At 70.3% G+C, this 26,916-nt stretch carries 24 protein-coding genes; 12 read left to right on the top strand and 12 right to left on the bottom strand.

All coding sequences use genetic code 11. The features are described from left to right. Window positions 1-149: 149 nt before the first annotated feature. Entirely contained in the window at window positions 150-1,280 is a 1,131-nt protein-coding gene (locus tag DL519_RS35405) for a glycosyltransferase family 4 protein (RefSeq protein ID WP_190824412.1), read from the bottom strand. Window positions 1,281-1,409: 129 nt separating this feature from the next. Next, entirely contained in the window at window positions 1,410-2,504 is a 1,095-nt protein-coding gene (locus tag DL519_RS35400) for a glycosyltransferase family 4 protein (protein WP_223839944.1), read from the bottom strand. Between the two features lie 177 nt (window positions 2,505-2,681). Between DL519_RS35400 and DL519_RS35395 the strand changes: the two genes are divergently transcribed. The 3 genes from DL519_RS35395 to DL519_RS35385 all read left to right on the top strand — a co-directional run bounded on the left by DL519_RS35395 (window position 2,682) and on the right by DL519_RS35385 (window position 7,405). Further along, window positions 2,682-3,629, top strand: coding sequence for a glycosyltransferase family 2 protein (locus DL519_RS35395; protein WP_190821301.1), 948 nt, complete (start codon window positions 2,682-2,684; stop codon window positions 3,627-3,629). Window positions 3,630-3,846: 217 nt separating this feature from the next. After that, complete coding sequence (locus tag DL519_RS35390) at window positions 3,847-6,357, top strand: glycosyltransferase (RefSeq protein WP_190821300.1); 2,511 nt, start codon at window positions 3,847-3,849, stop codon at window positions 6,355-6,357. Next, window positions 6,347-7,405: a glycosyltransferase family 4 protein gene (locus DL519_RS35385; protein ID WP_190821299.1), complete on the top strand. Its 1,059-nt coding sequence runs from the start codon at window positions 6,347-6,349 to the stop codon at window positions 7,403-7,405. Before DL519_RS35390 ends, DL519_RS35385 begins: the two co-directional genes overlap by 11 nt. A 176-nt stretch (window positions 7,406-7,581) precedes the next feature. On the opposite strand, the gene rfbD is transcribed toward DL519_RS35385, so the two are convergent. Both rfbD and rfbB read right to left on the bottom strand, forming a co-directional pair. Further along, on the bottom strand, window positions 7,582-8,499 hold the full coding sequence (rfbD, locus tag DL519_RS35380) for a dTDP-4-dehydrorhamnose reductase (protein WP_190821298.1): 918 nt from the start codon (window positions 8,497-8,499) through the stop codon (window positions 7,582-7,584). Further along, entirely contained in the window at window positions 8,496-9,485 is a 990-nt protein-coding gene (gene rfbB, locus DL519_RS35375) for a dTDP-glucose 4,6-dehydratase (protein ID WP_190821297.1), read from the bottom strand. Before rfbB ends, rfbD begins: the two co-directional genes overlap by 4 nt. A gap of 553 nt (window positions 9,486-10,038) precedes the next feature. Here rfbB and DL519_RS35370 point away from each other — a divergent pair. The 5 genes from DL519_RS35370 (at window position 10,039) to DL519_RS35355 (ending at window position 14,096) form a co-directional block, all read left to right on the top strand. After that, window positions 10,039-11,454, top strand: a complete 1,416-nt coding sequence (locus tag DL519_RS35370) for an LCP family protein (protein WP_190821295.1) — start codon at window positions 10,039-10,041, stop codon at window positions 11,452-11,454. Window positions 11,455-11,590: 136 nt separating this feature from the next. Further along, on the top strand, window positions 11,591-12,772 hold the full coding sequence (locus DL519_RS35365) for an LCP family protein (protein ID WP_190821293.1): 1,182 nt from the start codon (window positions 11,591-11,593) through the stop codon (window positions 12,770-12,772). A 59-nt stretch (window positions 12,773-12,831) separates the two neighbouring features. Then, window positions 12,832-13,149: a hypothetical protein gene (locus DL519_RS47690; protein ID WP_223839943.1), complete on the top strand. Its 318-nt coding sequence runs from the start codon at window positions 12,832-12,834 to the stop codon at window positions 13,147-13,149. A gap of 87 nt (window positions 13,150-13,236) precedes the next feature. After that, a complete protein-coding gene (locus tag DL519_RS47685) occupies window positions 13,237-13,389 on the top strand; it encodes a helix-turn-helix domain-containing protein (RefSeq protein ID WP_223840418.1) in 153 nt (50 codons plus the stop codon). After that, window positions 13,386-14,096, top strand: a complete 711-nt coding sequence (locus DL519_RS35355; RefSeq protein ID WP_190821291.1) for a TIGR03089 family protein — start codon at window positions 13,386-13,388, stop codon at window positions 14,094-14,096. Before DL519_RS47685 ends, DL519_RS35355 begins: the two co-directional genes overlap by 4 nt. Window positions 14,097-14,317: 221 nt before the next feature. Here DL519_RS35355 and DL519_RS35350 read toward each other — a convergent pair whose 3' ends face one another. Continuing rightward, window positions 14,318-14,743 carry a DoxX family protein gene (locus tag DL519_RS35350; RefSeq protein WP_190824410.1) on the bottom strand — a complete coding sequence of 142 codons (426 nt, stop codon included), beginning with the start codon at window positions 14,741-14,743 and terminating at the stop codon, window positions 14,318-14,320. A gap of 266 nt (window positions 14,744-15,009) precedes the next feature. On the opposite strand from DL519_RS35350, the gene DL519_RS35345 reads away from it, so the two are divergent. Further along, on the top strand, window positions 15,010-15,711 hold the full coding sequence (locus DL519_RS35345) for a thioesterase family protein (protein WP_223840417.1): 702 nt from the start codon (window positions 15,010-15,012) through the stop codon (window positions 15,709-15,711). A gap of 242 nt (window positions 15,712-15,953) precedes the next feature. Here the strand turns inward: DL519_RS35345 and purE are convergent, their stop codons facing one another. The 3 genes from purE to DL519_RS35330 all read right to left on the bottom strand — a co-directional run bounded on the left by purE (window position 15,954) and on the right by DL519_RS35330 (window position 18,641). Continuing rightward, on the bottom strand, window positions 15,954-16,442 hold the full coding sequence (gene purE / locus DL519_RS35340; protein WP_190824409.1) for a 5-(carboxyamino)imidazole ribonucleotide mutase: 489 nt from the start codon (window positions 16,440-16,442) through the stop codon (window positions 15,954-15,956). Window positions 16,443-16,509: 67 nt separating this feature from the next. Further along, on the bottom strand, window positions 16,510-17,694 hold the full coding sequence (locus tag DL519_RS35335) for a 5-(carboxyamino)imidazole ribonucleotide synthase (protein ID WP_190821289.1): 1,185 nt from the start codon (window positions 17,692-17,694) through the stop codon (window positions 16,510-16,512). Between the two features lie 173 nt (window positions 17,695-17,867). Beyond that, window positions 17,868-18,641 (bottom strand): hypothetical protein, encoded by a 774-nt coding sequence (locus DL519_RS35330; protein ID WP_223839942.1) that lies wholly within the window; start codon window positions 18,639-18,641, stop codon window positions 17,868-17,870. A 225-nt stretch (window positions 18,642-18,866) separates the two neighbouring features. Between DL519_RS35330 and DL519_RS49150 the strand changes: the two genes are divergently transcribed. Further along, window positions 18,867-21,296 carry a sigma-70 family RNA polymerase sigma factor gene (locus DL519_RS49150; protein WP_190821287.1) on the top strand — a complete coding sequence of 810 codons (2,430 nt, stop codon included), beginning with the start codon at window positions 18,867-18,869 and terminating at the stop codon, window positions 21,294-21,296. 49 nt (window positions 21,297-21,345) lie between these two features. Next, complete coding sequence (locus DL519_RS35320) at window positions 21,346-21,873, top strand: GtrA family protein (RefSeq protein WP_190821285.1); 528 nt, start codon at window positions 21,346-21,348, stop codon at window positions 21,871-21,873. A 308-nt stretch (window positions 21,874-22,181) separates the two neighbouring features. Here the strand turns inward: DL519_RS35320 and DL519_RS35315 are convergent, their stop codons facing one another. Continuing rightward, window positions 22,182-23,456, bottom strand: coding sequence for an ATP-binding protein (locus DL519_RS35315; RefSeq protein WP_168585276.1), 1,275 nt, complete (start codon window positions 23,454-23,456; stop codon window positions 22,182-22,184). A 6-nt stretch (window positions 23,457-23,462) separates the two neighbouring features. Then, window positions 23,463-24,137, bottom strand: coding sequence for a response regulator transcription factor (locus DL519_RS35310; protein ID WP_168585277.1), 675 nt, complete (start codon window positions 24,135-24,137; stop codon window positions 23,463-23,465). A 114-nt stretch (window positions 24,138-24,251) separates the two neighbouring features. On the opposite strand from DL519_RS35310, the gene hisN reads away from it, so the two are divergent. Beyond that, window positions 24,252-25,025, top strand: a complete 774-nt coding sequence (gene hisN, locus DL519_RS35305; protein WP_190821283.1) for a histidinol-phosphatase — start codon at window positions 24,252-24,254, stop codon at window positions 25,023-25,025. A gap of 102 nt (window positions 25,026-25,127) precedes the next feature. Here hisN and DL519_RS35300 read toward each other — a convergent pair whose 3' ends face one another. Then, complete coding sequence (locus tag DL519_RS35300; RefSeq protein ID WP_190821280.1) at window positions 25,128-25,367, bottom strand: hypothetical protein; 240 nt, start codon at window positions 25,365-25,367, stop codon at window positions 25,128-25,130. Between the two features lie 325 nt (window positions 25,368-25,692). Continuing rightward, window positions 25,693-26,784: an IS630 family transposase gene (locus tag DL519_RS35295; RefSeq protein WP_190821278.1), complete on the bottom strand. Its 1,092-nt coding sequence runs from the start codon at window positions 26,782-26,784 to the stop codon at window positions 25,693-25,695. Window positions 26,785-26,916 lie beyond the last annotated feature (132 nt).

Below are 26,916 nucleotides of genomic sequence, written 5' to 3'. Positions count from 1 at the left end.
CCACCCGACCGGAGTTCCATGTGGAATTCATCGCCCGCACACCGGCGGAAGCCCCGTTTTGCCTGGTCAGGGCTCGTGCGCGTTTGGGGTCGCCAGGGCAGCTCTGGCCAGGGCAGCCCAAAGCACTCACGAGTCGGGGCTGCTCGTGGTCAGCGGGTGCGGGTGTGGATGTGGTGGGCTCTGGCGAAGGCCGTGCGGTGCTGGGTCGCGCAGGACGCCCAGGTGAACTCCTTCGCGCGGAGTTGGGCCGCCGTGGCCAGCGCGGCTCGGCGGGCCGGGTCGTCCAGCAGCTCCGTCAGGCCAGCCGCGATGTCGCCCGCGCCCACGCCGCAGTAGGCGACGGCGTCGCCGCCGACCTCCGGGAGGCTCAGCCGCCGCGTCGTTAGGACCGCGGCACCGCAGGCCATCGCCTCCAGCACGGGCAGGCCGAAACCCTCGCCGATGCTCGGGTAGGCGACCAGGTGGGCGCCGCCGAGGAAGCCGGCCAGCTGCTTGAACGGCAGATAACCGGCCCGGATCACCCGGATCCGGTGCGGCACCGCCTCCAGCGCCCGTTCGACGCGGGTGTCCCAGCCCGGCTGACCGGCCAGCACCAACGCCGGCGAGTCGGTGCGGCCCTGGCAGGCCAGCATGAAGCCGCGGATCAGCGCCGGCACGTTCTTGCGCGGTTCCAGTGCGCCGAGGAACGCCACGTACGGCTGGTCGTGCAGGCTCAGCCGCTCGCGCACCTCCCGGATCTCCTCCGTTGTCGGCGGGTGGAACCGGTCCGGGTCGACTCCGTGGTACATGACAGGCATGCGGGCGCGGTCCGCACGTACGGCGCGGGACAGCTCGGCCGCGGTCGCCTTGCTCGGCACGATGCACAGCGTTGCGCGGCGCAGCGCGGTGCGCGTCCACGCGCGGAAGAACCTGGCCTTGACCGGCGAGTGGACCGCCGGGTTGGTGAAGAAAGTCGCATCGTGCAGGGTGACCACCGACGCGGCCGGGTTGGCCAGCGGCGTCGTGTAGTGCGGCGAGTGCAGGACGTCGATCCCGAGCCGGCGCACCAGCAGCGGCAGGGTGGTCTGCTCCCAGGTCAGGCGGGCGGTCCGGGTGGCGACGGCTTCGGTGGCGGGCACGACTTCGGTGCGCGGCGCGCTGGTCGCGTACAGCTCCGCGTCGCGCGGTTGGCAGGCGACGGTGAGCCGGGCGCCGTCCGCGTCCAGGGCCGCCAGCAGGGAGTCGACGTACCGGCCGACGCCGCCTCGATCCGCGGGGACTGCGGTGGCGTCGATGAGAATGTGCGGCTCGCCTCTGTGCACCTGAGCAGATTACGGTGCGGATGCTCGGGCCCGTGACGAGTGGACGAAAATGTGTTCTGTCCTGCTTTGCCCAGTGCGCCAATGCTCGGGTTCCCGGCTTGCGCGAAATCAGCCGGCGATGTCGAGGTGCACGCGCCAGACTTCCAGCGCCGCCTGCTGCCAGGTGAAATCCGCGACCCGCCGGGTTCCGGCCGCGATCAGTTCGTCCCGGCGAGCGGGACCGTCGACGACGGTGCGCAAGGCTGCGGCGAGCGCGGACGGGTCGGCACGCGGGACAGTTACACCGGCTCCACCTGCGACCTCGACCAGAGCCGGCGCATCGGAATGCACGATCGGCACGCCGAGCGCCATCGCCTCGACGAGCGGGAGGCCGAAGCCTTCCGCGAGGCTCGGCGCGGCCAGCGCCGTCGCGTTCCGCAGCAGGGCGGCGAGTTCGGCGTCGGAAACCGACTCCAGCACGCGCACATGTGGCAAGCCGCACTCGGCGGCGATCCGCGGCACGTCGACGTCGCCCCATCCTCGGCGGCCGACGATCAGCAGCGGCACGTCCGGGGCGGTGGGTTCGGCCATCGCCCGCACCAGGTGTTCGTAGCCCTTGCGCGGCTCGACCGTGCCGATCGCCAGCACGTACCGCGCGGGCAACGCCAGTTCCGCGACGGTGGCAGGGTCTGGTTCGACCAGCAGGGATGGGGTGACGCCTTCGCCGATGACCTGCAGGCGAGCGTTGATCGGGATGCGCTTCGCGAGATCGTCGGCCACTGCAGCGGTCGGCGCGACCAGTGCGTCGGCGTGCCGCGCGGCGCGGCTGATCGCCCGCCGGTGCCAGGAAACTCCGCGCGGCGTCAGCGTTTCCGGATGCGTCCACGGAACCGTGTCGTGCACGGTCACCACCAGACCGCGCCCACTTTTCGCAGGTGGCGCGAGGGGCGTCATGGCGTGCACCGAGTCGCCGCCCGGCCAGAACGGGAACCCCCGCTCCCAAGCGGCGATCAGCGCGCGGCGCGGGACCGGCAGCACTCGCGGCCCGTGGACGCCGGGAACCTGGGCAGCTTCGGGATCGCCGCCGCGGCTGACAACGCTGCTCAGCTCCCACCCGCTAGGCGCGGTTTCGGCCATCGCGCGCAGCAGCTCCCGCGTATAGCGCCCGGTTCCGCCGGGAACCGGGGCGAGCAGCTGTTCGGCGATCGTGACGAGCTCGGGCACCCGCACAGCTTCCCGCACCCGCAGGCTGGGGCGACCGCCGGTTCCCGAGCTCGACGTCCAGCGCCGCCCCCACGAAGCCGCCGACCGGGCCGTTATCGCAGGTGGTCAAGGCTGTGCGAGATCGAGGACCGGGGACTGCGAGCAGCTCGGTGGCGCTGGTGCGTAACGTCTTCGGGCGTGACGGCGTCGGAACCGGTGCGCAGCACCGTGGTCGTGGTGACCTGGCGAGGGCGGGACCACATCGAGGCGTGCCTGGACGCACTGGCGGCCCAAGACCGTCCACATCGGACGCTCGTGGTCGACAACGCCTCCGACGACGGCACGGCAGACCTGGTCGCCGCCCACCCGTCGGCGCCGGAAGTGCTGCGGCTACGCCGCAACACCGGCTACGCCGGCGGAATCGCCGCCGCGCTAGACCGCATCCGCACTCCTTACGTCGCGTGGCTAAACGACGACGCTGCGCCAGCCTCCGGCTGGCTCGCGGCGCTCGAGGGCGCGCTCGACGCGGACGGCTCCGCCGCCGCAGCGTCCTCCGTGCTCCGCACGCCGGACGGCCGCGTGCAGTCCGCCGGCGTGCGCCTCACCGCCGACGGCCACGGCGCTGACGCGCCTGATGCCTCCGGCGGCGTGTTCGGCTTCTGCGGCGGCGCGGCGCTGCTGCGCACCGCGCACCTCCGTTCCGCTGGCGGCGTGCCGGCTCACTTCTTTTGCTACTACGAGGACACCGACACTGCGTGGCGGCTCCGCCTAGCCGGGCATCGGATCGTCCCGGCGCTCGACGCCGCCGCCTCGCACCTGCACGGCGCGACGACGCTGCCGGGTTCGGCATTGTTCCACCGCTGGAACGAGCGGAACCGCCTGCTCACGCTGCTTCGCTGCGCGCCCGCTGCGGTCGCGGTGCGAGAGCTCGCCCGCTTCGCGGCGATCACCTTCGCCTTGCCGTTGCGGCGCGCAATCGGGGGTCGTTCCGTTCCCGACGCAGCGAACTTCCGCGTCGCCTTGCGGCTCGGCGTACTGGCCGAGGTCGTGGTGGGCCTGCCCGCGGCGCTCCGCGCCCGGCGTCAGATCGGCCGGGCGGCCCGGGTTCCGCGGCACGAAGTCTGGGAGATGTGGGCAGGCGCTTGAATCCAGCCGCTTCCCGGCAGGCATTCACCGGTCGGTGGGTGCAGCGAACGGCCTGTCCGCCTCACTAGACGACGTCAACAGTCCGTTCGCTCCACCCAACACACCCACCCGAACCGACACACCCCGGCGTGTCGGTCGGCGGCTCGAGGTGTCGGGATGGTCGCGATTTCTCCGACACCCCGCAGGCCGTGCCGGGCGATGGTGCACGCTTTAGGACGTGGCTGAATTGTCCGACCGCAGCAACCTGCCCGTGGTGTCGGTGATCGTGGTCAACTACCGCGGCGCGGACGACACCATCACCTGCCTGCGCGCGCTCCGCGAGGATCTCGACTACCCGGCCGACCGGCTGGAGGTGATCTGCGTCGACAACGCCTCCGGTGACGGCAGCGCCGAGCAGATCCGGGCCGCCGCGCCGGAGGTGCGGCTGATCGAGTCGGACACCAACCGCGGCTTCGCCGGGGGGTGCAACCTCGCGGCGCGCAACGCCACCGGCCAGGTGCTGGCCTTCCTCAACAACGACGCCAGGCCGGACCGCGACTGGGTTCGGGCGGCCGTCGCGGTGCTGCGGTCGGAGCCGACCGTGGGCGCGGTCGCCAGCAAGGTCCTGGACTGGGAGGGTCGGCACATCGACTTCGTCGACGGCGGCCTGACCTGGTTCGGCATGGGCTACAAGCGCCACGCGGGCGAGGTCGACGACGGTTCGCACGACGCGGCGCGGGACGTCCTGTTCGGGACCGGTTCGGCGCTGTTCGTGCGGGCCGAGCTGTTCGCCGCCCTCGACGGCTTCGACGAGCGCTTCTTCATGTTCTACGAGGACGTCGACCTCGGCTGGCGGTTGAACCTGCGCGGCTGGCGCGTCCACTACGAGCCGCGCTCGCTGACGTTCCACCGCCACCACGCGTCGATGGCCGAGGTGTCCTCGGCGCGGGAGCACTACCTGCTGGAGCGCAACGCGCTGGCGGCGCTCTACAAGAACGTCTCCGACGAGACGCTGGCGAAGGCGCTGCCCGCCGCGATGGCGCTGTCCGTGCGGCGGGCCACCGCGCGCGGCGAGATCGACCCGACGCAGCTGGAGATCACCCGGCGCGGCGACCACGAGGACGACAGCCCGGTTCCGATCGACCGCTCGGCACTGGCCGGGATTCTGGCCATCGACCAATTCGTCGAGATGCTGCCGTCGCTGAAGCAGTCCCGAGAAGAGGAGCAGCAGGCGCGCGTGCGCACCGACGCGGACCTGGTGCCGCTGATGCGCAAGGCGATGGAGCCCGCCTACCCGCTGCCGCGCTACCTGGCCGCGCACGACGCCCTGGTCGAGGCGTTCGAGCTGGACGGGGTCTTCGGCCGCCCACGGAAGGTCGTGGTGATCACCGGCGACGCGGTCACCGAGCGGATGGCCGGCCCGGCGATCCGCGCGTGGCACATGGCCGAGGTTCTCTCCGCCGAGCACGAGGTCCGGTTGGTCAGCGTCAACGCGCTGGTCAGCCCGCCGGAGTCGGATTTCGCAGTGGTCGCGGCGAAACCGCGCGAGCTCGGTGCCCACGTCGACTGGGCGGACGTCGTGGTGCTGCAGGGCCACGTGCTGGAGATGGTGCCGACGCTCAAGCACGTCGGGTCCACCAAGGTCGTGGTGTGCGACGTCTACGACCCGATGCACCTGGAACTGCTGGAACAGGGTCGCGACACCGACGACGAGCGCCGCGCGAAGGACCTGGCCGGCGTCACCAAGGTGCTCAACGCCCAACTGCAGCGCGGCGATTTCTTCCTCTGCGCCTCGGAGCGGCAGCGGCACTTCTGGCTGGGCCACCTCGCCTCGCTGGGGCGCTTGACCCCCGGCCTGTACGACAACGACCCGACGGTCCGCTCGCTGCTCTCGGTCGTGCCGTTCGGCCTGCCGTCGGTGGCGCCGCGCCGCACCGGCCCGGCGATCAAGGGCAACCGGTCCGGCATCGCGGCCGAGGACAAGGTGGTGCTGTGGGCCGGCGGCGTCTACAGCTGGTTCGACCCGCTGACGCTGCTGCACGCGGTGCACCGGCTTTCCCAGCAGCACGACGACGTCCGGTTGTTCTTCCTCGGCATGAAGCACCCGAACCCGGACGTGCCGGAGATGGGCATGGCCGAGCAGACCCGCGGCCTGGCCCGGCGGCTCGGGCTGACCGACAAGTTCGTGTTCTTCAACGAGACCTGGGTTCCCTACGGCGAGCGGCAGAACTACCTGCTCGATGCGGACTGCGGCGTCACCACTCACTTCGAGCACGTTGAGACGACGTTCGCATTCCGTACCCGCGTGCTGGACTACCTGTGGTCCGGGCTGCCGGTGGTGACCACCGACGGCGACTCGTTCGCCGACCTGGTGCGTGAGGAGGGCATCGGGGTCGTGGTGCCAGCCGAGGATCCGGACGCGCTGGCCGCGGCGCTGGAGAAGGCGCTCTACGACGAGGAGTTCGCCGCCGAGTGCCGCCGCCGCATCGCCCCGGTCCGCGAGCGCTTCACCTGGGAGTCGGTGCTCGCGCCGCTGACGGAGTTCTGCCGCGACCCGCGCCCGGCCGCGGACCGGCTCAAGGCGAGCGCGCCGCTCGTGCGCAGCCCGCAGCTGAACCGGGTCGAAACGGTGCGCCGCGACATCGCACTGCTGCGCGAATACCTCGACGCGGGCGGTCCTTTCGAGGTCGCGAAGCGGGCGACCGGTCGGCTCCGGCGGCTCGCCGGCGAGCGGTTCCGTGGCCGCTGACCTGCGCGTCCTACTGGACGGCACCCCGCTGCTCGGTCGGCGCACCGGGATCGGGCGCTACACCGCGTCCCTGGTGGCCGAGCTCGCGTCCCTTGTGGACGTCCGGCTGATCGGGCTCACCACGCGCGGCTGGCGGGAGTTGCGTTCGCTGGCCCCGGCCGGAACGCGCGCGGTGGGGCCGCCGATCCCGGCGCGTGTCGTGCGAAAGCTCTGGCAGCGGGGAACTTTCCCGCCGGTGGAGCTGCTCGCCGGGGCGGCGCAGGTGGTGCACGGCACGAACTTCGTGCTGCCACCGTCGATCCGAGCGGGCGGCGTGGTGACGGTGCACGACCTGGCGTTCCTGGACGACCCGTCGCTGTCCGGGCCCGACTTGCCCGAGCTCGTGCGGAGTTCCGCCCGGCGGGCGCGGGTGGTGTGCACGCCGACGGCTGCGGTCGCCGATGCCGTCAGCTCCCGCCTCGACGTTCCGCGGGGCAAGGTCGCGGTAACTCCGCTCGGCGTCGATCCGGAGTGGTTCTCCGCAACACCAATGGGCTCCGACCTCCTGGTCCACTATGGACTTCCGTCGGATTACCTGCTGTTCGTCGGCGCCGAGGGCCCCCGCAAGGGACTCCCGGGGCTGCTGGAAGCCTTGGAAGTCAAGGGGTCCGGCCTACCGCCACTGGTAATCGCCGGCCCCGGCGAAGCGGGAACCCACAACGGGGTCATCCGCACCGGCTACCTCCCGGAAGACCACCTGCGCCGCCTGGTCGCCGGAGCCAGCGCCCTCGTCCTCCCCTCCCGCGACGAGGGATTCGGCCTGCCGGCCCTGGAAGCACTCGCCTGCGGCACGCCGGTGGTGTGCTCGGACATCCCAGCTCTCCGCGAAGTCACGGCGGGCCAAGCGATCCGCTTCCCCTACGGCGACCCGACGGCGCTCAACGAAGCCCTGCACCAAGCCCTGACCAGTCCCTCAAACGCGGAAAAGGGCCGTGCCCAAGCAAAAACTTTCACCTGGCGGACCTGCGCCGAAGCAACCCTGAACGCATACCGACTCGCCGCAGGCTGAACGCCCCAGACAAGCGTCAGGCCAGGCTCCCAGTCATGCCCCCGGGTCGCCTGACCTTCCTTCCGTCTCCCCGCGGGATCAGGCAATGCTCCTTGTGCACACCGCGCCAGGCCGCACCAGCCGATATCGCGTCGAAGCGGCCCTGCAGGGGCGACTCGCGCCCTTCGGGTGACCGGTCAGCGGGGTCGGAGGGTTTCGCCGTCTTTCTCGAAGGCCGCCGCCAGGGCTTCCCGCCAGGTGCGCATCGGGGTCAGGCCTGCCTCTCGCCAGGCCGCGTCGGACAGGACCGAGTAGGCCGGGCGGTGCGCCGGGAGGGGGAAGTCCGCCGTCGTGCACGGGTGGACGCGGTTCTCGTCCAGTCCGAGTTCCGCGAAGATCGCCCGCGCGAACTCGTACCAGGTCACCTGGCCGGAATTGGTGCAGTGCAGCACCTTCTGCTCCGGTCCGCGTCGTTCGGCGACCCGTTCGGCTAGTTCCAGCAGGCCGCTCGCCAGGTCCGCCGCCCACGTCGGCGAGCCGATTTGATCGTCCACAACGGACAGCGTGTCGCGCTCCCCGGAGAGCCGGATCATCGTTTTCAGGAAGTTCTTGCCGCTCGCGCCGTACACCCACGCCGTGCGCACCACCCAGGCCCGCGCGCCGGACTCCAGCACCGCCCGTTCGCCTTCGAGCTTGGTGCGCCCGTAAACCGATCGGGGTCCGGTCGGGTCCGTCGGCTCGTACGGCCGGGCCCCATCACCGGGGAACACGTAATCCGTCGACACGTGCACCAGGGGCAGACCGCTGCTGCGGCACGCTTTCGCCAGCGAGGCCGCGCCTCCGGCGTTGATCCGGGCCGCGCGGTCCAGGTCGGACTCGGCCGCGTCCACCGCCGTGTACGCCGCCGCGTTGATCACCACCGGTCGCAACTCGGCGTCCTTCGCCGTCTCCGCGAAGGATCCCACCGCGTCGGCGACCTCCTCGGCGTCGGTGACGTCCAGTTCCCGGGAACCCGGCCGGTGCACCAGCGTCCCCGCCCGCGCGGCGAGGATCCGGGCCAGCTCCGAGCCCAGCTGACCTCGGCCGCCGGGCACCAGCACGGCGAGGCGGCTCATCGCGCCACCGCCGATCGGGTCTTCAGCGGCTCCCACCAGTCGCGGTTGTCCTGGTACCAGCGGATCGTCTCGCGCAGCCCGGTCTCGAAGTCGACCTGCGGCGCGTACCCCAGTTGCTCGACGATCTTGCGGTGGTCCACCGAGTAGCGGCGGTCGTGGCCCTTGCGGTCGGTGACCGGGCGGACCACCGACCAGTCCAGGTCGAGCTCCGCCAGCAGCCGCTCGGTCAGCTCCTTGTTGGTCAGCTCGGTGCCGCCACCGATGTTGTAGATATCGCCCGCGCGCCCGGACTCGGCCACCAGCTGGATGCCCCGGCAGTGGTCACTTACGTGCAGCCAGTCCCGCACGTTGAGCCCGTCGCCGTAGAGCGGCACCTGGATGCCGTCCACCAGGTTCGTGATGAACAGCGGCAGCACCTTCTCCGGGAACTGGTAAGGCCCGTAGTTGTTGGAGCAGCGGGTGATGCACACCGGCAGGCCGTGGGTGCGGTGGTAGGCGCGGGCCAGCAGGTCTGAGCCCGCTTTCGCCGCCGAGTACGGGGAATTCGGCTCCAGCGCGTGGTCCTCGGGCCACGAGCCGTCCTCGATGGAGCCGTAGACCTCGTCGGTCGAAACGTGCACGAACTTGCCGACCCCGGCGTCGAGTGCGGCCTGCAGCAGCACGTTGGTGCCGACGACGTTGGTGGTCACGAAGGCGTCCGAGCCGGTGATCGAGCGGTCGACGTGGGTTTCGGCGGCGAAGTGCACCACCACGTCCGCGCCGGACATCAGGCCGCCGACCAGTTCGCGGTCACAGATGTCGCCGCGGACGAACTTCAGCCGGGGGTTGTCCGCGACCGGCGCCAGGTTCGCCTCGTTGCCGGCGTAGGTGAGCTTGTCGAGCACGACCACGTCGGCGTCGGCGAACGCGGGGTACGCACCACCGAGCAGCTGCCGAACGTAGTGCGAGCCGATGAAGCCGGCTCCGCCGGTGACCAGAATCCGCATCGTGCCCTTCCTCGCCGGGATTTCGCGGCCCGCTGCAGGTCCGCGTGCGCAGTCTGGCATGACACACCGAGCTACGAAGCAGGCTCCCGCGTTACGCAACGTGACAAAGTCACTTCACCCTTATGAGTGATATCACCACTGTTACTGGGACCTGCCCAACCGCCCCGGGAACACCGCTAGCCTGCATCCGGAACACGAGCAAAATCACTTCCCGAACGTGTAACGCCCGCCGGCAGGTCAAGGAGGATTCGTGGAGGACCGGCCGAGGTGGCCAGGCGGCCCGCAAGATCAGCCCGGCAGACCCGTTCCGCCCCGCGGACCCGGCGCCCAGGGCCGGCCCGGGGTCGGCGTCACCCCGCCGAGCAGTCGTCGCGGCGGAGCCGCCCCACCTCCCGGCGGCCCCGGCCGCAGGTCCGCCCAGAGTGACGCTCGTCGCCGTTCTTCCACTCGTTCGGGAAATACGCAGGTTCTCCCGGAAGGCGATGTCTGGCAACGGCGACGCAACCACCGGGGCGCGCGCACCTTCGGCCGGACGCTGTTCGCGCTGCTGTCCATGCTGGTGCTGAGCGCCACCGGGTTCGGCTGGGCGATGTTCCGGCCCGGCGGCGGCAACACCTCCACCGCCGACGTCATCGGCGAGGGCCTCAGCGCCCCGGACGGCGCCACCGACATCCTGCTGATCGGCAACGACAGCCGCACCGACGCCTACGGGAACCCGCTGCCCGAGAACGTCCTGGGGGAACTGCGCACCAGCTTCGACGGCGGCGACCTCACCGACGCGATGATCCTGGTCCGCATCCCCAACGGCGGGCAGAGCGCCAGCGCGATCTCCTTCCCCCGCGACACGCTGGTCGACATCGGTCTCGGGGAGGGCAAGACCAAGCTCACCGAGACGATGAATCGCGGCAAGCAGGCCGAAGTGGCGAAGCTGAAGAAGCAGGGCATCACCGACCAGACGGAACTCGACGAGAAGTCGAGGCTGGCCGGGAAGCAGTTGCTGCTGCACACCATCGAGAACATCACCGGCGTCAGCATCGACCACTACGCCGAGGTCAACCTGCTCGGCTTCTACGACGTGACCAACGCCATCGGCGGTGTCGAGGTCTGCCTGAAGGACGACACCAAGGACTCCATGTCCGGTGCGAACTTCCGCAAGGGCCAGCAGACCATCCAGGGCGCCGACGCGCTGGCCTTCGTCCGCCAGCGGCACGGCCTGATCAACGAACTGGATCGCGGCAAGCGCCAGCAGGTCTTCATGTCTGCGCTCGTCCGCAAGGTCATGTCCACCGGGACGCTGACCAACCCGGCCAAGCTGACCGAACTGGTCAACGCCATCCAGAAGTCGGTGATCCTGGACCCCGGGCTGGCCAGCGATGTGCTGGGATTCGCCCAGCAGATGCAGGGCATCGCGAGCGGCGACGTGCAGTTCTTCACCGCCCCGGTGCACCTGGTCGGCTCCTCTGGGGCGGAGGACGTCACGATCAACATCCCGGAGGTCAAGCAGTTCGCCGCGGATCTCCTGCTGTCGCCGCAGGAACGGCAGCAGAAGCAGATCGCGGTGCAGGCCCGGGCGGACATCTCGGTCAGCGTCTTCAACTCCTCCGGCGTCAGCGGCCTGGCCGCGCGGGTGCTCGACGAGATCTCCGGGCAGGGCTTCAAGGCCGGTGGCAGCTCCAACGCCGAGACCATGGACCGCTCGGTCATCTACTACGCAGCCGGTGAAGAGGCGGCCGCGAAGCAGGTCTCGGACGCTCTCGGCGGGGTGCCCACGGAAGCACGCTCCAGCGTCAAAGCCGGCAGCGTGCAGGTCTACCTGGGCAAGGACTACAAGGGCCCGGGCACGCAGAACTTCGCCGGTGCCCAGACCGTTCGGCTCGACGGGCTGCGCCAGGCCGCGCCGCTGCCGGCTCAGACGGCACCCGACGAGGAGCCGGTTATCACCGCGGACGGCGTGCCCTGCGTGCGATGACCGGCGTCACGCGGGCGATGTGAGCGCGTCTTCCCCGCGAGGTTTCAGCCACGGTTAACCGCCGTGCTGCCGCCAGGGGGTTTCCCGGGCGGCTAACCTAGCTCGTCGGCAGGACAAACGGTTGGGGGAGAACGAAGTGGGCGAACCGGAACAGGAACCGGAAGCTGCGGCATCAAGCCATCCGCGCCGGTCCGGGATCCGCATCGCCGGGCGCAGCGCGCTCGCGCTGATCTCGGCCGTTGTGCTCGCCCTCACCGCCATCGGCTGGATCGTGGTGGACCGGCTCAGCGACGTCAGCTCGGCGAAGGTCCTCGCCGACATGCCGCAGACGCCACCCGCCGACGACGGCGCGACGGACGTTCTGCTGGTCGGCAGCGACAGCCGCACCGACGCGCAGGGCAACCCGCTGCCGGAGAGCGTGCTGAAGCAGCTGCGCACCGAGGCGGCCGGGGGCCTGAACACGGACAGCCTCGTGGTGATCCGGATCCCGCATAACACCACGCAGCCGACCGCCGTGTCGATTCCGCGCGACACCTACACCAACGTGCCGGGCAGCCGCCCGGAGAAGATCAACGCCGTCTACGGGCTGACGAAAGGAGCCACGGCGGCGAAGCTGCGGGCCGACGGCGTGCCGGAGGCGGAGGTCGAGCACAACGCGCGGCTGGCCGGGCAGCGCGCGCTGGTGCAGACCGTGCAGAACCTCACCGGGCTGCGCATCGACCACTACGCGGAGATCAACCTGCTCGGGTTCTTCGAGCTCACCGAGGCCGTCGGCGGGGTCGACATCTGCCTGCAGCAGGCCACCAGCGACAAGGATTCCGGCGCGGACTTCACCGCGGGTCGGCACACCATCTCCGGCGGCGACGCGCTGGCGTTCGTGCGGCAGCGGCACGGCCTGCCGCGCGGCGACCTGGACCGGATCGTGCGCCAGCAGGTGTTCATGGCCGGGCTGGCCAACAAGGTGCTGTCCACCGGCACGCTCACCGACCCGGGGATGATCAACGACCTGGTACAGGCCACCCGCCGCGCGGTGGTACTCGACGACGGCTGGGACCCGCTGGGCTTCGTGCAGCAGATGCAGGAACTGGCCGCGGGGCGAGTCACGTTCGTGACGATGCCGGTAATCGACAACGGCGCCCGCGACGACCGCGGGCAGTACATCGTCAGCGTCGAGCCGGCGGCGGCGCAGGCCTTCTTCGGCAAGCTGATCACCCCGGGACCGCCGCGGCTGGCCGCGACGCCGCGGCTGCGCCTGGACGGCACGGCGCGCACCCAGCAGCCGATCACCTCCGACGGCGGAATCCCCTGCGTCAACTAGCACCGCGGCTACGGCCTCGACCACGTCGTTGACGTGCCCGCACCCGCCCGCCATCCAGGATGACGCCGCTTTCGCGCGAAATCGCCGCCCCCGGTACCTGGTCGGCGACGCCGCTGGTCGAGGTACGTGAGTGGTTTCGGGTGCTGTGGCGCCCAAAAGCGCTCACGGTACTCGAACGCCGGGACTGGTCGCTACCAACTGTCCACATCGGACATCGTGGGCTACCCCTTCGAGCGGCGCGCGGCTGCCTCCTACACGGCCAGTGGCTGCGCCGCGACCGGCGGCCTGCGGAAGCCCGCGCCGAGCTGAGCATCAGCATCGACCTGTTCGACAGCCTGGGGCACGGGAATGGGCGGAGCGGGCCCGCGGCGAGCTGAGCCGCCTGCGGCGGATCGGCGCCCCGCGACGGCGCAGCGGCGCGGACCGCACAGGAACGCGAAGTAGCCGCGCTCGCCGCCCGGGGGCTGAGCAACCGCGAGATCGCCGCCCGGTTGTTCATCAGCCACCGAACCGTCGGTTACCACCTGCACAAGGTGCTCCCGAAGCTCGGGATCTCCGGCCGCTGGACAGCTCCGCGACTTCAACCTCGGGCCGTGACCGTTACGCTCGCACCATGAGCGTTACCCAGGCACTGCTCGGTCCGCTGCTGGCCAGCGGGGCGCCGAAACCGCTGATCACGCACTACGACGACGCCACCGGTGCGCGCATCGAGCTGTCCCGCGCGACCACCGCGAACTGGGCGGCGAAGACGGCGAACTGGCTGGTCGACGAGCTCGACCTGGAGCCGGGCGCGCCGGTCCTGGTGGCGCTGCCGGCGCATTGGCAGACCGTCGGGGTGTTGCTGGGGGCTTGGTGGTGCGGGGCGCACATCACGGACGACCCGCAGGGCGCCGAGGTGGCGTTCGTCCCGGCGGCCGACCTGGACCGCGGCAAGGGCGCACGCACGATCGCCGCCGTGGGCCTGGACGCGCTCGGAGCTCCGGTGCGCGACCTGCCCGGTGGCGTCGCCGATTACGCGTCGGACATCCGCGTGCACGGCGACGACTTCAGCCCGCTCTCGCCGGTCGGCGGTGATACCCCGGCGCTGCTGGAGCTGTCGGTCGACGAACTTGTCGCCGAGACGCAGCAGCGCGCCGAATCCCTGCACATCGGCCGCGACGACAGGGCTATGTCCACATTGGAATGGTGGCTGCCGGGCGGGGTGGTGGACGGCTTCCTCGCGGTGCTGGCCGCGCAGGCCTCGCTGGTGCACTGCACCAACCCGGACCCGCAGAAGCTGGACCAACGCCGCTCCGACGAGCGCATCACCGTCGAGCTGAACTAGGGACTCCCCCGAGCTCGTTCTGCGTGGCGGTGCGGGTAGCGGAACCCCGGACGCCGCATGGGCTGCGGGATCCCCGGTTCACGCATGCCCTTCGGGACTGCCCTCGCCTGACGACGCCTGAGAACCCGCAGAGGCGCAAGAGCGGTTCCGCCGCTTCCTCAAGGTGAAGGGCGCCTCCTGCCAATCATGTTGGCAGGAGGCGCCCTTCACACTTCACTCGATCAGGCCGCAGCCTTCTCACTGGGCGTCGCCGACTTGCCATTGAACAGCGTGGCGAGCGTGAAGCGCGGACCGCTGAAACCGAGCGCCAGGCTGGCCGCCGCGAGCACCAGCACGTACTCGAAGCCGCCGTCCGCCGAGAAGAAGCCGGCGCTGAGGTGCGCGGTGAAGATCGCGCCCACCATGACCGCCGCGAGCAGAACGCCGGCGACCGGCATCAGCACGCCCAGGATCAACCCCAGGCCGCCGAGCAGCTCGACCAGCGCGGTGAACCACGCCGCCACCGGGGGCAGGCCCATCTTGCCGAACGAAGCAACGACCTTGTCGATTCCGTAGAGCACGAACTTCTGGTAGGCGTGCGCGAGGAATGTCGCGCCCACGACGAGGCGCGCGACCAGGGCCGTCACGTCACGAAGACTGTGCTGCATGGGAAGAACCTTTCGGGGTCGATGTCTGGCGACGCCACCAAGCATTGCATGAAGCTTCAAGTACTGTCCCCCGCTGAGAAGATCTTCACAGCTCTCCCGCGATCCGGAACGAGGCCCGCGACAAGTCGCCACAAAAGTGGCAAACGAGCAGTACCACCATGGATACTGACGGGTAACATCGGGGAATGCGTGACAACCAGGCCCTCTTCCACGCCGATGGCGAGCTGTTCGTGCCGAGCGAAGCGGCCGGCAACCCGTAAGGCGAGCTGACCGGCGGCGGCCCGGTCGCCGGACTGCTGGCCCGCGCCGTCGAACGATCCACCGACGACCCCGACATGTTCGTCGCCCGGCTCACCGTCGACCTGATGCGACCGGTGCCACGCACCCCACTGGCCGCCTCCGTCCATCCACTTCGGACAGAAAAGCGGCTCCACGTCGTCGAGGCGACCCTCACCGCCGACGACAACGTGGTCGCGCACGCCGTCGCGCAACTGCTCCGGCACTCCGATGTGGACGGACCAAAACCCGGCGCGAAGGCGCTTTTTCCCGGCCCGGACGGGATCTCCGACGGTCACCTGCTGCCGCCCGAACTCGGGCTGCGCTGGGGCGTTCACGACGTGGTGCAGGTCCGGTGGATCGCCGACCAGACGGCGACCGGCACCAGCCGCGCGTGGATGCGGATGCCGCTACCGCTGCTGCCCGGCGAGCCGCTGAGCCCGCTCGGTCACGTCGCGGTGCTCGTCGACTGCATCAGCGCGGCCAGCCCGATCGGACCGATCTTCGGGCCGTGGATCAACACCGACATCACGCTCTACCTGCACCGGCCGTTCGAAGGCGAATGGCTCGGCATGGAGATCCAGCGGGACGTACAACCCACCGGCATCGGCGTGGCCAGCGCGCGCCTCTACGACGAGCGAGGCCCGATCGGCAACGCCCAAGAAGCAGTGATGGTCAACCAACTCGGCTGAGCCCTATTTCCGTGCAATTTCAATGGGCATATTCCAGTCCCTTCTTGCGTAGCGGTGCGGGTAGCGCAGCCTCAGCGGCGGTGCAAGTTGCCAGGGTGGGCTAAGACGGCTTCGCCGCTTGCGACAGGCCCCGTACCGCGGGGCTTCGAGCATCGCGGCTGCGGACACCGACCATCGTTCCGCAATTTCCATTGAAATCGAAGGTCCGATTTCAATGGAAATTGCGGCGGACCCGGGTGGGGTCAGCGCTGGGTGGCCTTCTCCTGGAGGGCGGTGTGCTTGCCGAGGACCATCTCTTCCAGGTCGGACTGGAACTTGGACATGTCCGCGCGCAGGCGGGCACCCAGCTCTCCGGAGTCCGCCGCCAGCGTCCGGACCGCGAGCAGACCCGCGTTTCGGGCCCCGCCCACCGACACCGTCGCCACCGGCACCCCGGCGGGCATCTGCACGATCGACAGCAGCGAATCCATCCCGTCCAGGTATTTCAGCGGCACCGGCACGCCGATCACCGGCAGCACGGTGGCCGAGGCGACCATGCCCGGCAGGTGCGCGGCACCACCGGCTCCGGCGATGATCACCCGGATGCCGCGGTCGGCGGCGGCGCGCGCGTAGTCGAGCATCCGCTGCGGCGTGCGGTGCGCGGAGTAGACGCCCGCCTCGAACGGCACGTCGAACTCGGTGAGCGCGTCCGCGGCGGCCTGCATCACCGGCCAGTCGGAGTCGCTGCCCATGATCACGCCGACCAGGGGGTTCTCGCCTGTCACGCTCGGACCTCTCGCTTCGCTGCGTCGTGTTGCGTCAGTGGATCTGGTGGCCGTCGAGCCATTCGGCGTGCGACAGCCAGTGCGCGGCCAGCCGCGCCTGCTCCCGCACCTCGTCCATCCGGTCCCCGAGTACGGTCACGTGGCCGAGCTTGCGCCCCGGGCGCTCGCTCTTGCCGTACAGGTGGACCTTCGCGTGCGGGTAGCGGGCGAACAAGTGGTGCAGCCGCTCGTCCACGCCCATCTTCAGCTCGATCGGCGAACCCAGCAGGTTGGCCATCACCACCGCCGGCGCGGTCTGCTCGGTGCTGCCCAGCGGGTAGTCCAGCACCGCGCGCAGGTGCTGCTCGAACTGCGAGGTCCGGGAGCCTTCGATGGTCCAGTGCCCGGAGTTGTGCGGGCGCATCGCCAGCTCGTTGATCACCAGGCCGTCGTCGGTCTCGAACAGCTCGACCGCGAGGACGCCGGTGACATCGAGCGATTCGGCGATCTTCAGCGCTAGGCCCTGGGCCTGCTCGACGAGTTCCGCCGAGGCGTTCGGGGCTGGCGTGAGCACCTGCACGCAGATGCCGTCCTCCTGCACCGTCTCCACCAGCGGCCACGCCGCGCCCTGCCCGAACGGCGAGCGCGCGACCAGCGCGGCGAGCTCGCGGCGCAGCGGCACCCGCTGCTCGACGAGCAGCTGCGCGCCGCTTCCCAACAGCTCGGTGACGGTGCGCTTGGCGCCGTCCGGGGTGTCGAGCACCCACACGCCACGGCCGTCGTAGCCGCCGCGGGCGGTCTTCAGCACGCACGGCCAGCCGTGCTCGGCGCCGAACTCCAGCACGTCGGCGACCTCGGTGACCTCCGCGAACGGCGGCACCGGGAGACCGAGTTCGGCCAGCTTGCGGCGCATCACAAGCTTGTCCTGCGCGTGCAGCAGCGCATCCGGGCCCGGCTGCACGGAAACCCCCGCCGCAGCCAGCACGCGGAGGTGTTCGCCGGGCACGTGCTCGTGGTCGAAGGTGACCACATCACACCCCTGCGCGAAGTTCTTCAGCGCGTCGAGGTCCGCGTGGTGCCCGATCTCCACGTTCGGCACGACGAGCGCGGCGGCGTCGTCCGCCGAGGTGGCCAACACCTTCAGCGACTGCCCCAACGGGATCGCAGCCTGGTGGGTCATCCTCGCGAGCTGGCCACCACCGATCATGCCGACAACTGGGGTTCCGGTGCGGTGGTCCACCCCGCAAGCCTAAGGCGCGCACGCCCCGCACCCGCGCGGGGACCGCCCCGACGCGACCCACCTCACAGCGCCGAGGTCCGCGGGAATCGGTCCTCCAGTTTCAATTGAAACTGGAGGATGTGCCGACGGCCCCGGACGACTGGGGACTTGCGCCGTTTCAATTGAAACTGCCGTCACAGGGACGCCAGCAGCTCGCAGGCCTGGTCGTGGTCGTCCGGCAGGAGCTCCTCCCGCAGGAGCAACGGCCCGCAACCGTGCAGTGCCGGGTCCGCCGCCAGGCGGTGCTGGATGGTCCAGCGCGCCTGGAGACAGCGGGCCGGTAGCAGCCGGTCGCGCGACGCGAGCACCACCGCCGTCGCGGACCGCAGCAGCGACGTCGTCTCCCCGCCGTCGAACACGATCCGCAGTGCGTCGGCGATCAGCACCATCGCCATCATCCGCGGGTAGTCGTCGGCGTTGACGGCGAGCGACACAGTCACCAACACGTGCCCATCACCGGCGCCCCGCCCCTCCACGCGGGCCGCCCGGTAGACCTCGTGCAGCCGGGTGCGCAGGTAGCTGGCCGTGGTCAGGCCGGTGAGCGGGTCCTCCACCTCGCGGCCGACCGACATCCGGGCCACCACGTCCGACCAGCCCAGCGCGGTGGCGCGAACCATCGCCGCCGGCACCGCATCCGGGTCGGCGGACACCAGCCCGTCGTGCTCGCCTTCCGACACCGCGTGCAACGCGGCGAGGTCCTGCAACGTCCCGGCGAGGCCGACACCGGCTTCCGCTCGGGACGCGCCGAGATCGGCCAGCGGATCCGCGAGATCTTCTTCCGCGACGACCGCCGAACACACCGCGTCGACCGCATCCGACGCCCAGTCGCTCGGAAACGGCCACCCCGCGGCTAGGCTCGCGGTGCGCCAGCGCGACCGAAGCGCCCTGCGCCGCCCCTTGTCAGTCATTTCGTCACACCACAGCGGCCACTCCCTCATGCTCAACGCTCCTCCTTCTCAACAACCCGTCGATGGGACGAAGCAGCGGGTCGCCCATGACGGTGGAGTTGATGGCGCGAGCAATAAGATCCAGATCACAATATTCTTCAGCTTTTTCGCGTCATGTCATCTGGCGCAGATGATCCCTAGAACACACGGAAAACGGCGAGCGCCCTGCGGGGAGGTAGGTGCGGCGTGGCGACAGTCCCGGCGGAAGTGCAGGGCCCCAGCGACGGTGAACTGCTCGAAGAGGTCCGCAACGGCTCGTCCGCGGCTTACGCGCAGCTGTACGAGCGACACGTCGCAGCGGCGTACAACATGGCTCGGCAGGTCGCGAAGTCCCCGGCGGAAGCCGATGACCTGGTGTCCGAGGCCTTCGCGAAGGTGCTCGACACGCTGCGGGACGGTCGCGGGCCGAACACCGCGTTCCGCGCCTACCTGCTCACGGCCCTGCGGCACACCGCCTACGACCGGACCCGCCGGGAGCGCAAGGTGCAGCTCGCCGACGACGTCGCGGAGGTTTCCGGCGCCGACGTCAGCGTGCCCTTCACCGACACCGCGGTCGCCGGCCTGGAGCGCACACTCGCCGCGCAGGCGTTCGCGCGGCTGCCGGAGCGCTGGCAGACCGTGCTGTGGCACGTCGAGGTCGAGGGCCAGACCCCGGCCCAGGTGGCGCAGCTGTTCGGCCTGACCCCCAACGGGGTTTCCGCACTCGCCTACCGGGCCCGCGAGGGACTCCGCCAGGCCTACCTACAGGTTCACCTCGGGCACCTGGACGACGCCGAGTCCGGCGTCGAGCAGTGCCGGGCCGCCGTCGACCGGCTCGGCGCTTGGACCCGAGGCGGGCTGTCCAAGCGGGAAACGACCCAGGTCGAAGCGCACCTCGACGGCTGCTACCGCTGCCGCGCGCTGGCCGCCGAACTCGCTGACGTCAACGGTGCGCTGCGGGTCATCATCGCGCCGCTGGTGCTCGGTGGCTCGGTCACCGGTTACCTCGCGCTCGCCTCCTCTGGCGGAACGGCCGCCGGTGCGGCGGTCGCCGCAGGTAGCGCCTCCGGTGTTGCGGGCGCGGCGAGCAGTGCACCCCGCCAAGCGCTCACTGCCGGAGCGGCGACCGCAGTGCTCGCCGCGGCCATCGCCATCGCCTTGACCTCCGGCACGGAACAGCCCGTGCCCGTCGCGTCGACTCCGCCACCCGCGGTCCAGCCGCCACCTCCGGCTCCGCGGCCCCCGGCTCCGCAGCCCCCGCCGCAGCAACCGGCTCCGCAGCCCGCGCCGCCGCCGGCGACGCCGAGCCTGAACGCCTCGGGGCCGGGCGAGCCGATCCAGCTGGTCGCCGGGGGAGCCCCGGCGGCGTTGCCGATCACGGTGAGCAACAGCGGCTCCGGGCCGTCCGAGCCGGTCATCTCGACGCTGAACCTGCCGCCGGGCGTGTCCGCGCAGCTGCCGACCGCCGTGCGGTCCGGGCCTGCCTCGACCACCCCGCAGAGCTGGGTCGCATCGTCTGCCCCGGTCCGCGCCCAAGCCCCGGACGCGCCGTCGGTGAGCTGCACGAATCAGACCGGCTCGATCGCCTGCACCACCGATCGCGGCCTACGGCCCGGCGAGACGTTCGTCTTCGACTACCGCGTGCAGGCCGACGAGTCCGCTACCAGCGGCGATATCACGGCGCGCATCAACGCCGGCACCGAGATCCAGCTGCACCTGCCGACGGTTCCGGTCGTGGTCCGCCTGCCGGCACCGGTGGACGGCGTGGACGTCCGGACTTCCGCCTGGAACCCGGGAACGCTGCATCTGTGCGGCACCGGCAGCTTGGACCACGCGCCGTGGCTGTGCAGCCGGATCACGATCGACGTGCGCAACACCGGGACCAGTACCGGGCGCGCCGTAGCCGTGGCCCAGCTGCCCGAGGGCGTCCAAGCGGCCGGGATGTCGCCGAAGTGCGCCGCCGAGCCCGTGGACCAGCGCCGGATCCGGTGCGCCGCCGAGCTGGCCCCGGGCAAGTCCTTCCACAGCGAAATTTGGGTCAGCGCCCTGCCCGGCTTCCCATGGCCGGAACCGATCGGGACCGGTCTCGTCGAGGCCGACCCGGCAGAGCCAACGCAGGCCGGGGCCGAGCCGGACGCCGGTTGGATCATCCGCTACGTGACAATCCCGGTGTCCGGGACCTTGGGTTCGGCCCGCGACAGTGATCCGGTGTCCGTGCGGCTCTGGTACCCGTGGGTGCCGCCCGCACCGCCGGCGCCGGAACCTCCCGCGCCGACCCCGCCCACGAACACGCTGCCGGAGTGCCCGTGGTGGCCGCCGGGCTGGGGCTACCGCCCGCCGTGGACCCCGCCGGGTTGGAGCGACCGGCCGCCGTGGGACGAGCACGGCTGGGGCGACCGGCCGCCGTGGGCCCCGCCACACTGCTGGTGGCCTTGGCCGCCGAACCTGTCGCAACCGGTCCCGCCGTCGAGCAGTCCTACGACGACCGCTCCGCCGGGCACGAAGCCACCGACCACGACGCCACCGACCACCACGCCGCCGACCACGTCGACACCGCCCGGCAGCACCCCGCCGAGCAGCACCCCGCCGAGCAGCAGTTCGACGACGGATTCCACGACACGCCCACACCCGAGTTAAATCGCCGACTGAGGTCGCTCAGTTGGAGTAGCTCCGTAGACTCGAGGACGTGTCCGCTGTCGATTCGGTACTCGCGCGCATCCCGCAGCCGTACCGGTCCCTCGCGATCCGGCACCGCGAGTTGCTCAAGTTCGGGGTCGTCGGCGCGATCACGTTCTTCATCGACACGGGCATCTTCTACGCGCTGAAGCTGACGATCCTGTCGCCGAAGCCGGTCACCTCGAAGGTCATCGCGGTGCTGGTCGCGACGATCGTGTCGTACGTGCTGAACCGGGAGTGGTCGTTCCGCACCCGCGGCGGTCGGCGGCGGCACTACGAGGCGACGCTGTACTTCGTGATCAGCGGCATCGGGGTCGGGTTGTACTCGGCGCCGCTGTGGATCTCGCGGTACATGCTGCACCTGCAGACGCCCTTCACGAGCCGGCTGGTGGAGGAGATCGCCGACTTCACGTCGGGGCAGATCATCGGGATGCTGGTCGGCATGGCGTTCCGCTGGTGGGCGTTCCGCAAGTGGGTCTTCCCCGCCGAGCAACCCGACCGCCGCCCCTCCCACCGCGACCGAATCTCAGCCCGCTGAGACCTGTCCGAACTCGTCCCGCCCAGCGCTGCGGGTAGCGGCTTCCGGCCGTGAGTGCCTTGGGGCCGCAAAGGCTGTCTTGGAAGGTGCTGTTTGAAGCGAACGGACCGTCCGCGCCACCTACCGACCCGAACAGGCCGCTCACTTCACACTCCGGCTGGCGCGGCAGGCCCAGGCCATTCCCGATGGGGTCGTTACCGGACCGCCAGGCACGACGGGTTCTCAATCAGCCCCCGCCGGTGCCCTAAACCGCTCACGGATTTTGAACGGCGGAAGCGTGGTCTTCGCCGGTTGAGTGCGGTGCCGGGTCAGCGGGGGGTGGACTCGCGGTTCCAGGAGACGCCGAGGATGTCGTCTGCTCGGGCGATCGGGAGGAACACCTCGAACATCGCCGGGCGCGCTTGGCTCAGCTCCAGCCGTCCGCCGTCCGCCTCCACCAGGGCTCGGGCCAGCGCCAGGCCGACGCCGGTCGAGCCCCTCCCGGAGAAGCCGCGCTCGAACAGGTACGGCACCAGGGCATCCGGCACGCCCGGTCCGGAGTCGCCGACCTCGACAACGACGGTTCCGCCGCCCTGCCTCGCGGCCAGCATCACGGTTCCCTCGCCGTGCCGCAGCGCGTTGTCGAGCAGCACACCGATCGTCTCCCGCAGGCGCGTGGGGGTGGCCCGCGCGAGCAGGCCTTCCGACACCTTCAGCCGCAGCGTCCGCCCCGCAGCCTTCAGCGGCTCCCGCCACTCCCCCGCGACATCGGTGAGCAGGCTGGACACGTCCAGGGGCTCGGCGTCCCGAGCGCGCGCCGCGGTGGCCGCCGCGAGCAGGTCGTCGAGCACCCCGGAGAGCCGTTCGGCCTGTTCGAGAGCCGCGCTGGCCTCCTCGGCGATCTCCGGGTCGTCCGCCGCGGCGAGCGCCTCCAGTCTCAGGTGCAGCGCGGTGAGCCGACTGCGCAGCTGGTGCGAGACGTCACCCACGAGATCGCGCTCGCGCTGCACCAGCTGCGACAATGCCGCGCCAGAGGCGTCCAGCGCATCGGCGACGCGGTCCAGTTCCGGGACCTGGTGCCGCTGCGGATCGGCGCGGAAATCGCCGGCACCGAGACGGGCCGCACGCGCCGCGACGTGCTTCAACGGGTCGGCGAGCCGCCGGGCGGTGAGCGTCGCGACGATCATCCCGGTGCCAGCTGAGAGCACCACCAGCATCAACACCAACGCCGCCACCTGGAGCTGCTGGGTGCGCACCGGGGCGCTCGGCGCGGCGATCGTGACCGTGCCGCTCTGCACCATCGGCACGCTCTCCACCAGCGGATCCTGCCCGGGATCCGGGCCGTAGACGTAGTCGTGCGCCTGCGTGCGCACGATCAGCCGGGCTCCGTCGGGCACCGCCAGCCGCGCCGCGTTGAGGTCGATCGAGCGCTGCGAGGCGATCTGCTCGTCGAGCAGCGTCGCAATCTGCTGCGCCCGGGTGGTCAGGTCGCCGGCCGTGAGGTCCTGGACGAGCTTCAGCGCGCTGAACCCCAGCGGCAGGCCAAGCACGACCGCGGTGACCGCCACCGCGAGCAGCGTGGCCTGCAGGATCCGGCGGCGCATCGCGGATCAGTCCGCGTTAAAGCGGAACCCGACGCCGCGCACCGTGGCGATCCGGGTCTCGTCGAGTCGGCCGTTGCTGTCGCTGAGCTTCCGGCGCAGCCACGAGATGTGCATGTCCAGCGTCTTGCTGCCCTTGCGATCGGACTCCGGCCAGACCTCTTCGAGGATCTCCTCGCGGGTCACCACCTGGCCGGCGTGCTGCATCAGCACCCGCAGCAGCTCGTACTCCTTGTTCGCCAGCTGCACCTCGTGCTCGTTGACTAGCACCCGGCGGGCGGTCAGGTCGAGCCGGACGCCGGAGGCCTCCAGGGTCTCCGGGGCGCCGCGGCGCAGCAGGGCGCGGATCCGGGCCATCAGCTCCGCGAGCCGGAACGGCTTGGCGACGTAGTCGTCGGCGCCCGCGTCGAGGCCGACGACGAAGTCGACCTCGTCGGTGCGCGCGGTGAGCATCAACACCGGGAGGCCGCGGCCCTGCGCCCGCAGCCGCCGGCACACCTCCAGGCCGTCCATCTCCGGCAACCCGAGGTCGAGCACCAGGAGATCGATCCCGCCCGAAGCGGCGGCGCGCAGCGTCGATGGGCCGTCTTCGCTAACCTGCACCGAATAGCCCTCGCGCTGCAGCGCTCTGGACAACGGCACAGCGATGGCCGGGTCGTCTTCTGCCAGCAGCACCACGCTCACGCCTTCCAGACTAGAGGGCGCAGATGATCACGTCCGGTGTCCTGGGCGATTCTCCGGAACCGGCTGGTTGCGGGCCCTTCGCGGATCGCCGGGCGCAGCGGCTAGGGTTCCAGCGTGACCCGCGATCTGGACCTCGCCCTGCACCTCGCCGACGTCGCTGACGGGATCACCGTCGGCCGGTTCCGGGCCCGGGACCTGAGCGTGGACCGCAAGCCCGACCGCACGCCGGTCACCGACGCGGACCTCGCGGTCGAGGACGCGGTGCGCGAGGTGCTCGGCGCACAGCGCCCGGACGACGTGGTCGCGGGCGAGGAACGCGGCGGCGCTGCCGGGGCGGGCCGGGCGTGGGTGCTCGACCCGATCGACGGCACGAAGAACTTCCTGCGCGGCATCCCGGTGTGGGCGACGCTCATCGCGCTGGTCGACGGCGGCCGACCGGTGGTCGGCGTGATCAGCGCCCCGGCGCTCGGCAAGCGCTGGTGGGCGGCGGCCGGGGCGGGCGCCTGGTGCCGCACCGGCGACGCGGAGCCGGAGCGGATCGGGGTGTCCGGGGTGCGGGCCCTCGCCGACGCGTACGTGTCGACGACCCACCTGGGCACGTGGGTGGAGTACCACTCCCGGGAGTCCTACCTGCGGCTGATCGACGCCTGCTGGGAGAACCGGGCGTTCGGCGACTTCTGGCACCACAGCCTGGTCGCGGAGGGCGTGATCGACATCGCCGCGGAACCGATCGTCAACCCGTGGGACGTGGCGGCGGCCCAGGTCCTGGTGGAGGAAGCGGGCGGCACCTTCACCGACCTGTCGGGAAATCCGCGCTACGACGGCGGAAGCGCCCTTTCCACCAACGGCCACCTGCACTCGGAAGCCCTCAACCTGCTGCAGAAGTAGGGTTCCGGGGGCCGGGCGCGGCGGGGTGGGAGCAGCGCCCGACCGCCGGAGGGACCGGCGCTCAGCCGGGGAGGGGGCAACGCGCCGATCCGGTCTGGGGCCTCAACGGGGGCGTAGCAACCGGTGCCGCCCCACGTATTCGGCAGTGGCTCGCCGTTCCTCCTCTGCGGTAAGCGAATCCTGGATCTGCCAGACCGTGGTGGCGCCGGCACCGGCACCCGTGTGCTGCCCGGAGCAGTTCGGCACATATCCCGCGATGATGTGGCAGAGGATCAGTAGCAGCGTGCCCGCGCCGACGGCGATGGCGTGCTGCACAGCGATCCAAGTGAGCTCATCGATCATAGTGGCCCCCTCAGAAGTCCCAGTTCCGGCTGCAGAAGCCGCGTTCCCGACCACATCGGTACACTGTGGACACCGCTCGGTCCCGGCCGCGGAGCGTGGAGTGCGGCCCGCGAGCGTGGCGAACGGAACCCGCATCCACACCTCGCACAGCGAAGGAACCCACCCGCCGCCGCACTGAGCCCCCGGCCGAACCGGCGTCGCATGCCGCCGAGCCAACCCGATCCCCACGATCCAGTAGACCTCTTGGACGTCGCTGCGGTACGGATTCGCCAACATCGCTGCCACCTTCGGATTAATCGCTGGTCAAAGCGCTGACAACGAGAAGCTAGTGTCCTGCGCCGGAGATTCGTTGACAATATGATCGGAGTGACTCCAAGATCTCGTCAGCGCTCTTCGTCCAGATGAACGGCCGGGGATCGTTGTTCCACTCGTCGATCCAGTTGCGGATATCGGCCTCGAGTGCCTGGACGCTGGTGTGCACGCCGCGTTGCAGGAGTTTGGTGGTCAATTCGCCGAACCAGCGTTCGACCTGGTTGATCCAGGACGATCCGGTCGGGATGAAGTGGATTTGGAATCGGGGATGCTTCGCTAGCCATTTCTGGATGATCTCGGTTTTGTGGGTGGCGTAGTTGTCACAAATGACATGGACGCCTAACTCCGCCGGTACGGTTTTGTCGATCTTGGTGAGAAATTTGCGGAACTCGACCGAGCGGTGCCGGCGGTGCAGCGAGGAGATGACCTTGCCGGTGGCGATGTCGAAGGCGGCGAACAGGCTGGTGACGCCGTGACGGACGTAGTCGTGGGTGCGCCGCTCGGGCATGCCGGGCATCATCGGCAACACCGGCTGGGACCTCTCCAGCGCTTGCACCTGGGATTTCTCATCGGTGCACAGAACCACTGCGTTCTCGGGCGGGTTCATATACAGGCCGACGACGTTACGGACCTTCTCGATGAACTGCGGATCGGTAGAGAGCTTGAATGTGTCGGCCAAGTGGGGTTTAAGGTTGAACGCTTTCCAGATCCGTCCCACGGTCGATTTACTCAGCCCGGAAAGCTTCGCCATCGATGTACGCGACCAATGCGTCGCGTTGTTCGGTTTCTCTTCCAACGTCGAGACGACCACCTTCTCCACCTGTTCGTCGGTGATCTTCCGCGGCGCGCCTGGGCGATCCTCGTCGACCAACCCCTTCAGTCGTCGCTGGACAAACCGCGACCGCCACTTGCCCACCGTCGGCCGCGACACCCGCAACTTCTCGGCGACATCCACATTGGACAAACCATCGGCGCATGCCAGCACAATCCGACACCGCAACGCCAAAGCCTGCGAACTCTTCGCCCGCCGAGCCCAACGCTGCAACGTCGAACGCTCATCGTCGGTCAGCACCAACTCAGCCTTCGGCCGCCCAGTCCTCGCCATTCCCGCAGTATAGCCATTTCGACCATGAATTTCCGGTGCAGGACACTAGATCGATACCGTCTGTGTCATCGAATCTGAGACAGCGCAGATCGAAGCGCTAGCGCTGGATCATCTGCGTTTCGCCTGACACAC

The organism is Saccharopolyspora pogona (genome assembly GCF_014697215.1).
Classification (GTDB): domain Bacteria; phylum Actinomycetota; class Actinomycetes; order Mycobacteriales; family Pseudonocardiaceae; genus Saccharopolyspora; species Saccharopolyspora hattusasensis.
This window is presented reverse-complemented; position numbering and strand designations above follow the sequence as displayed.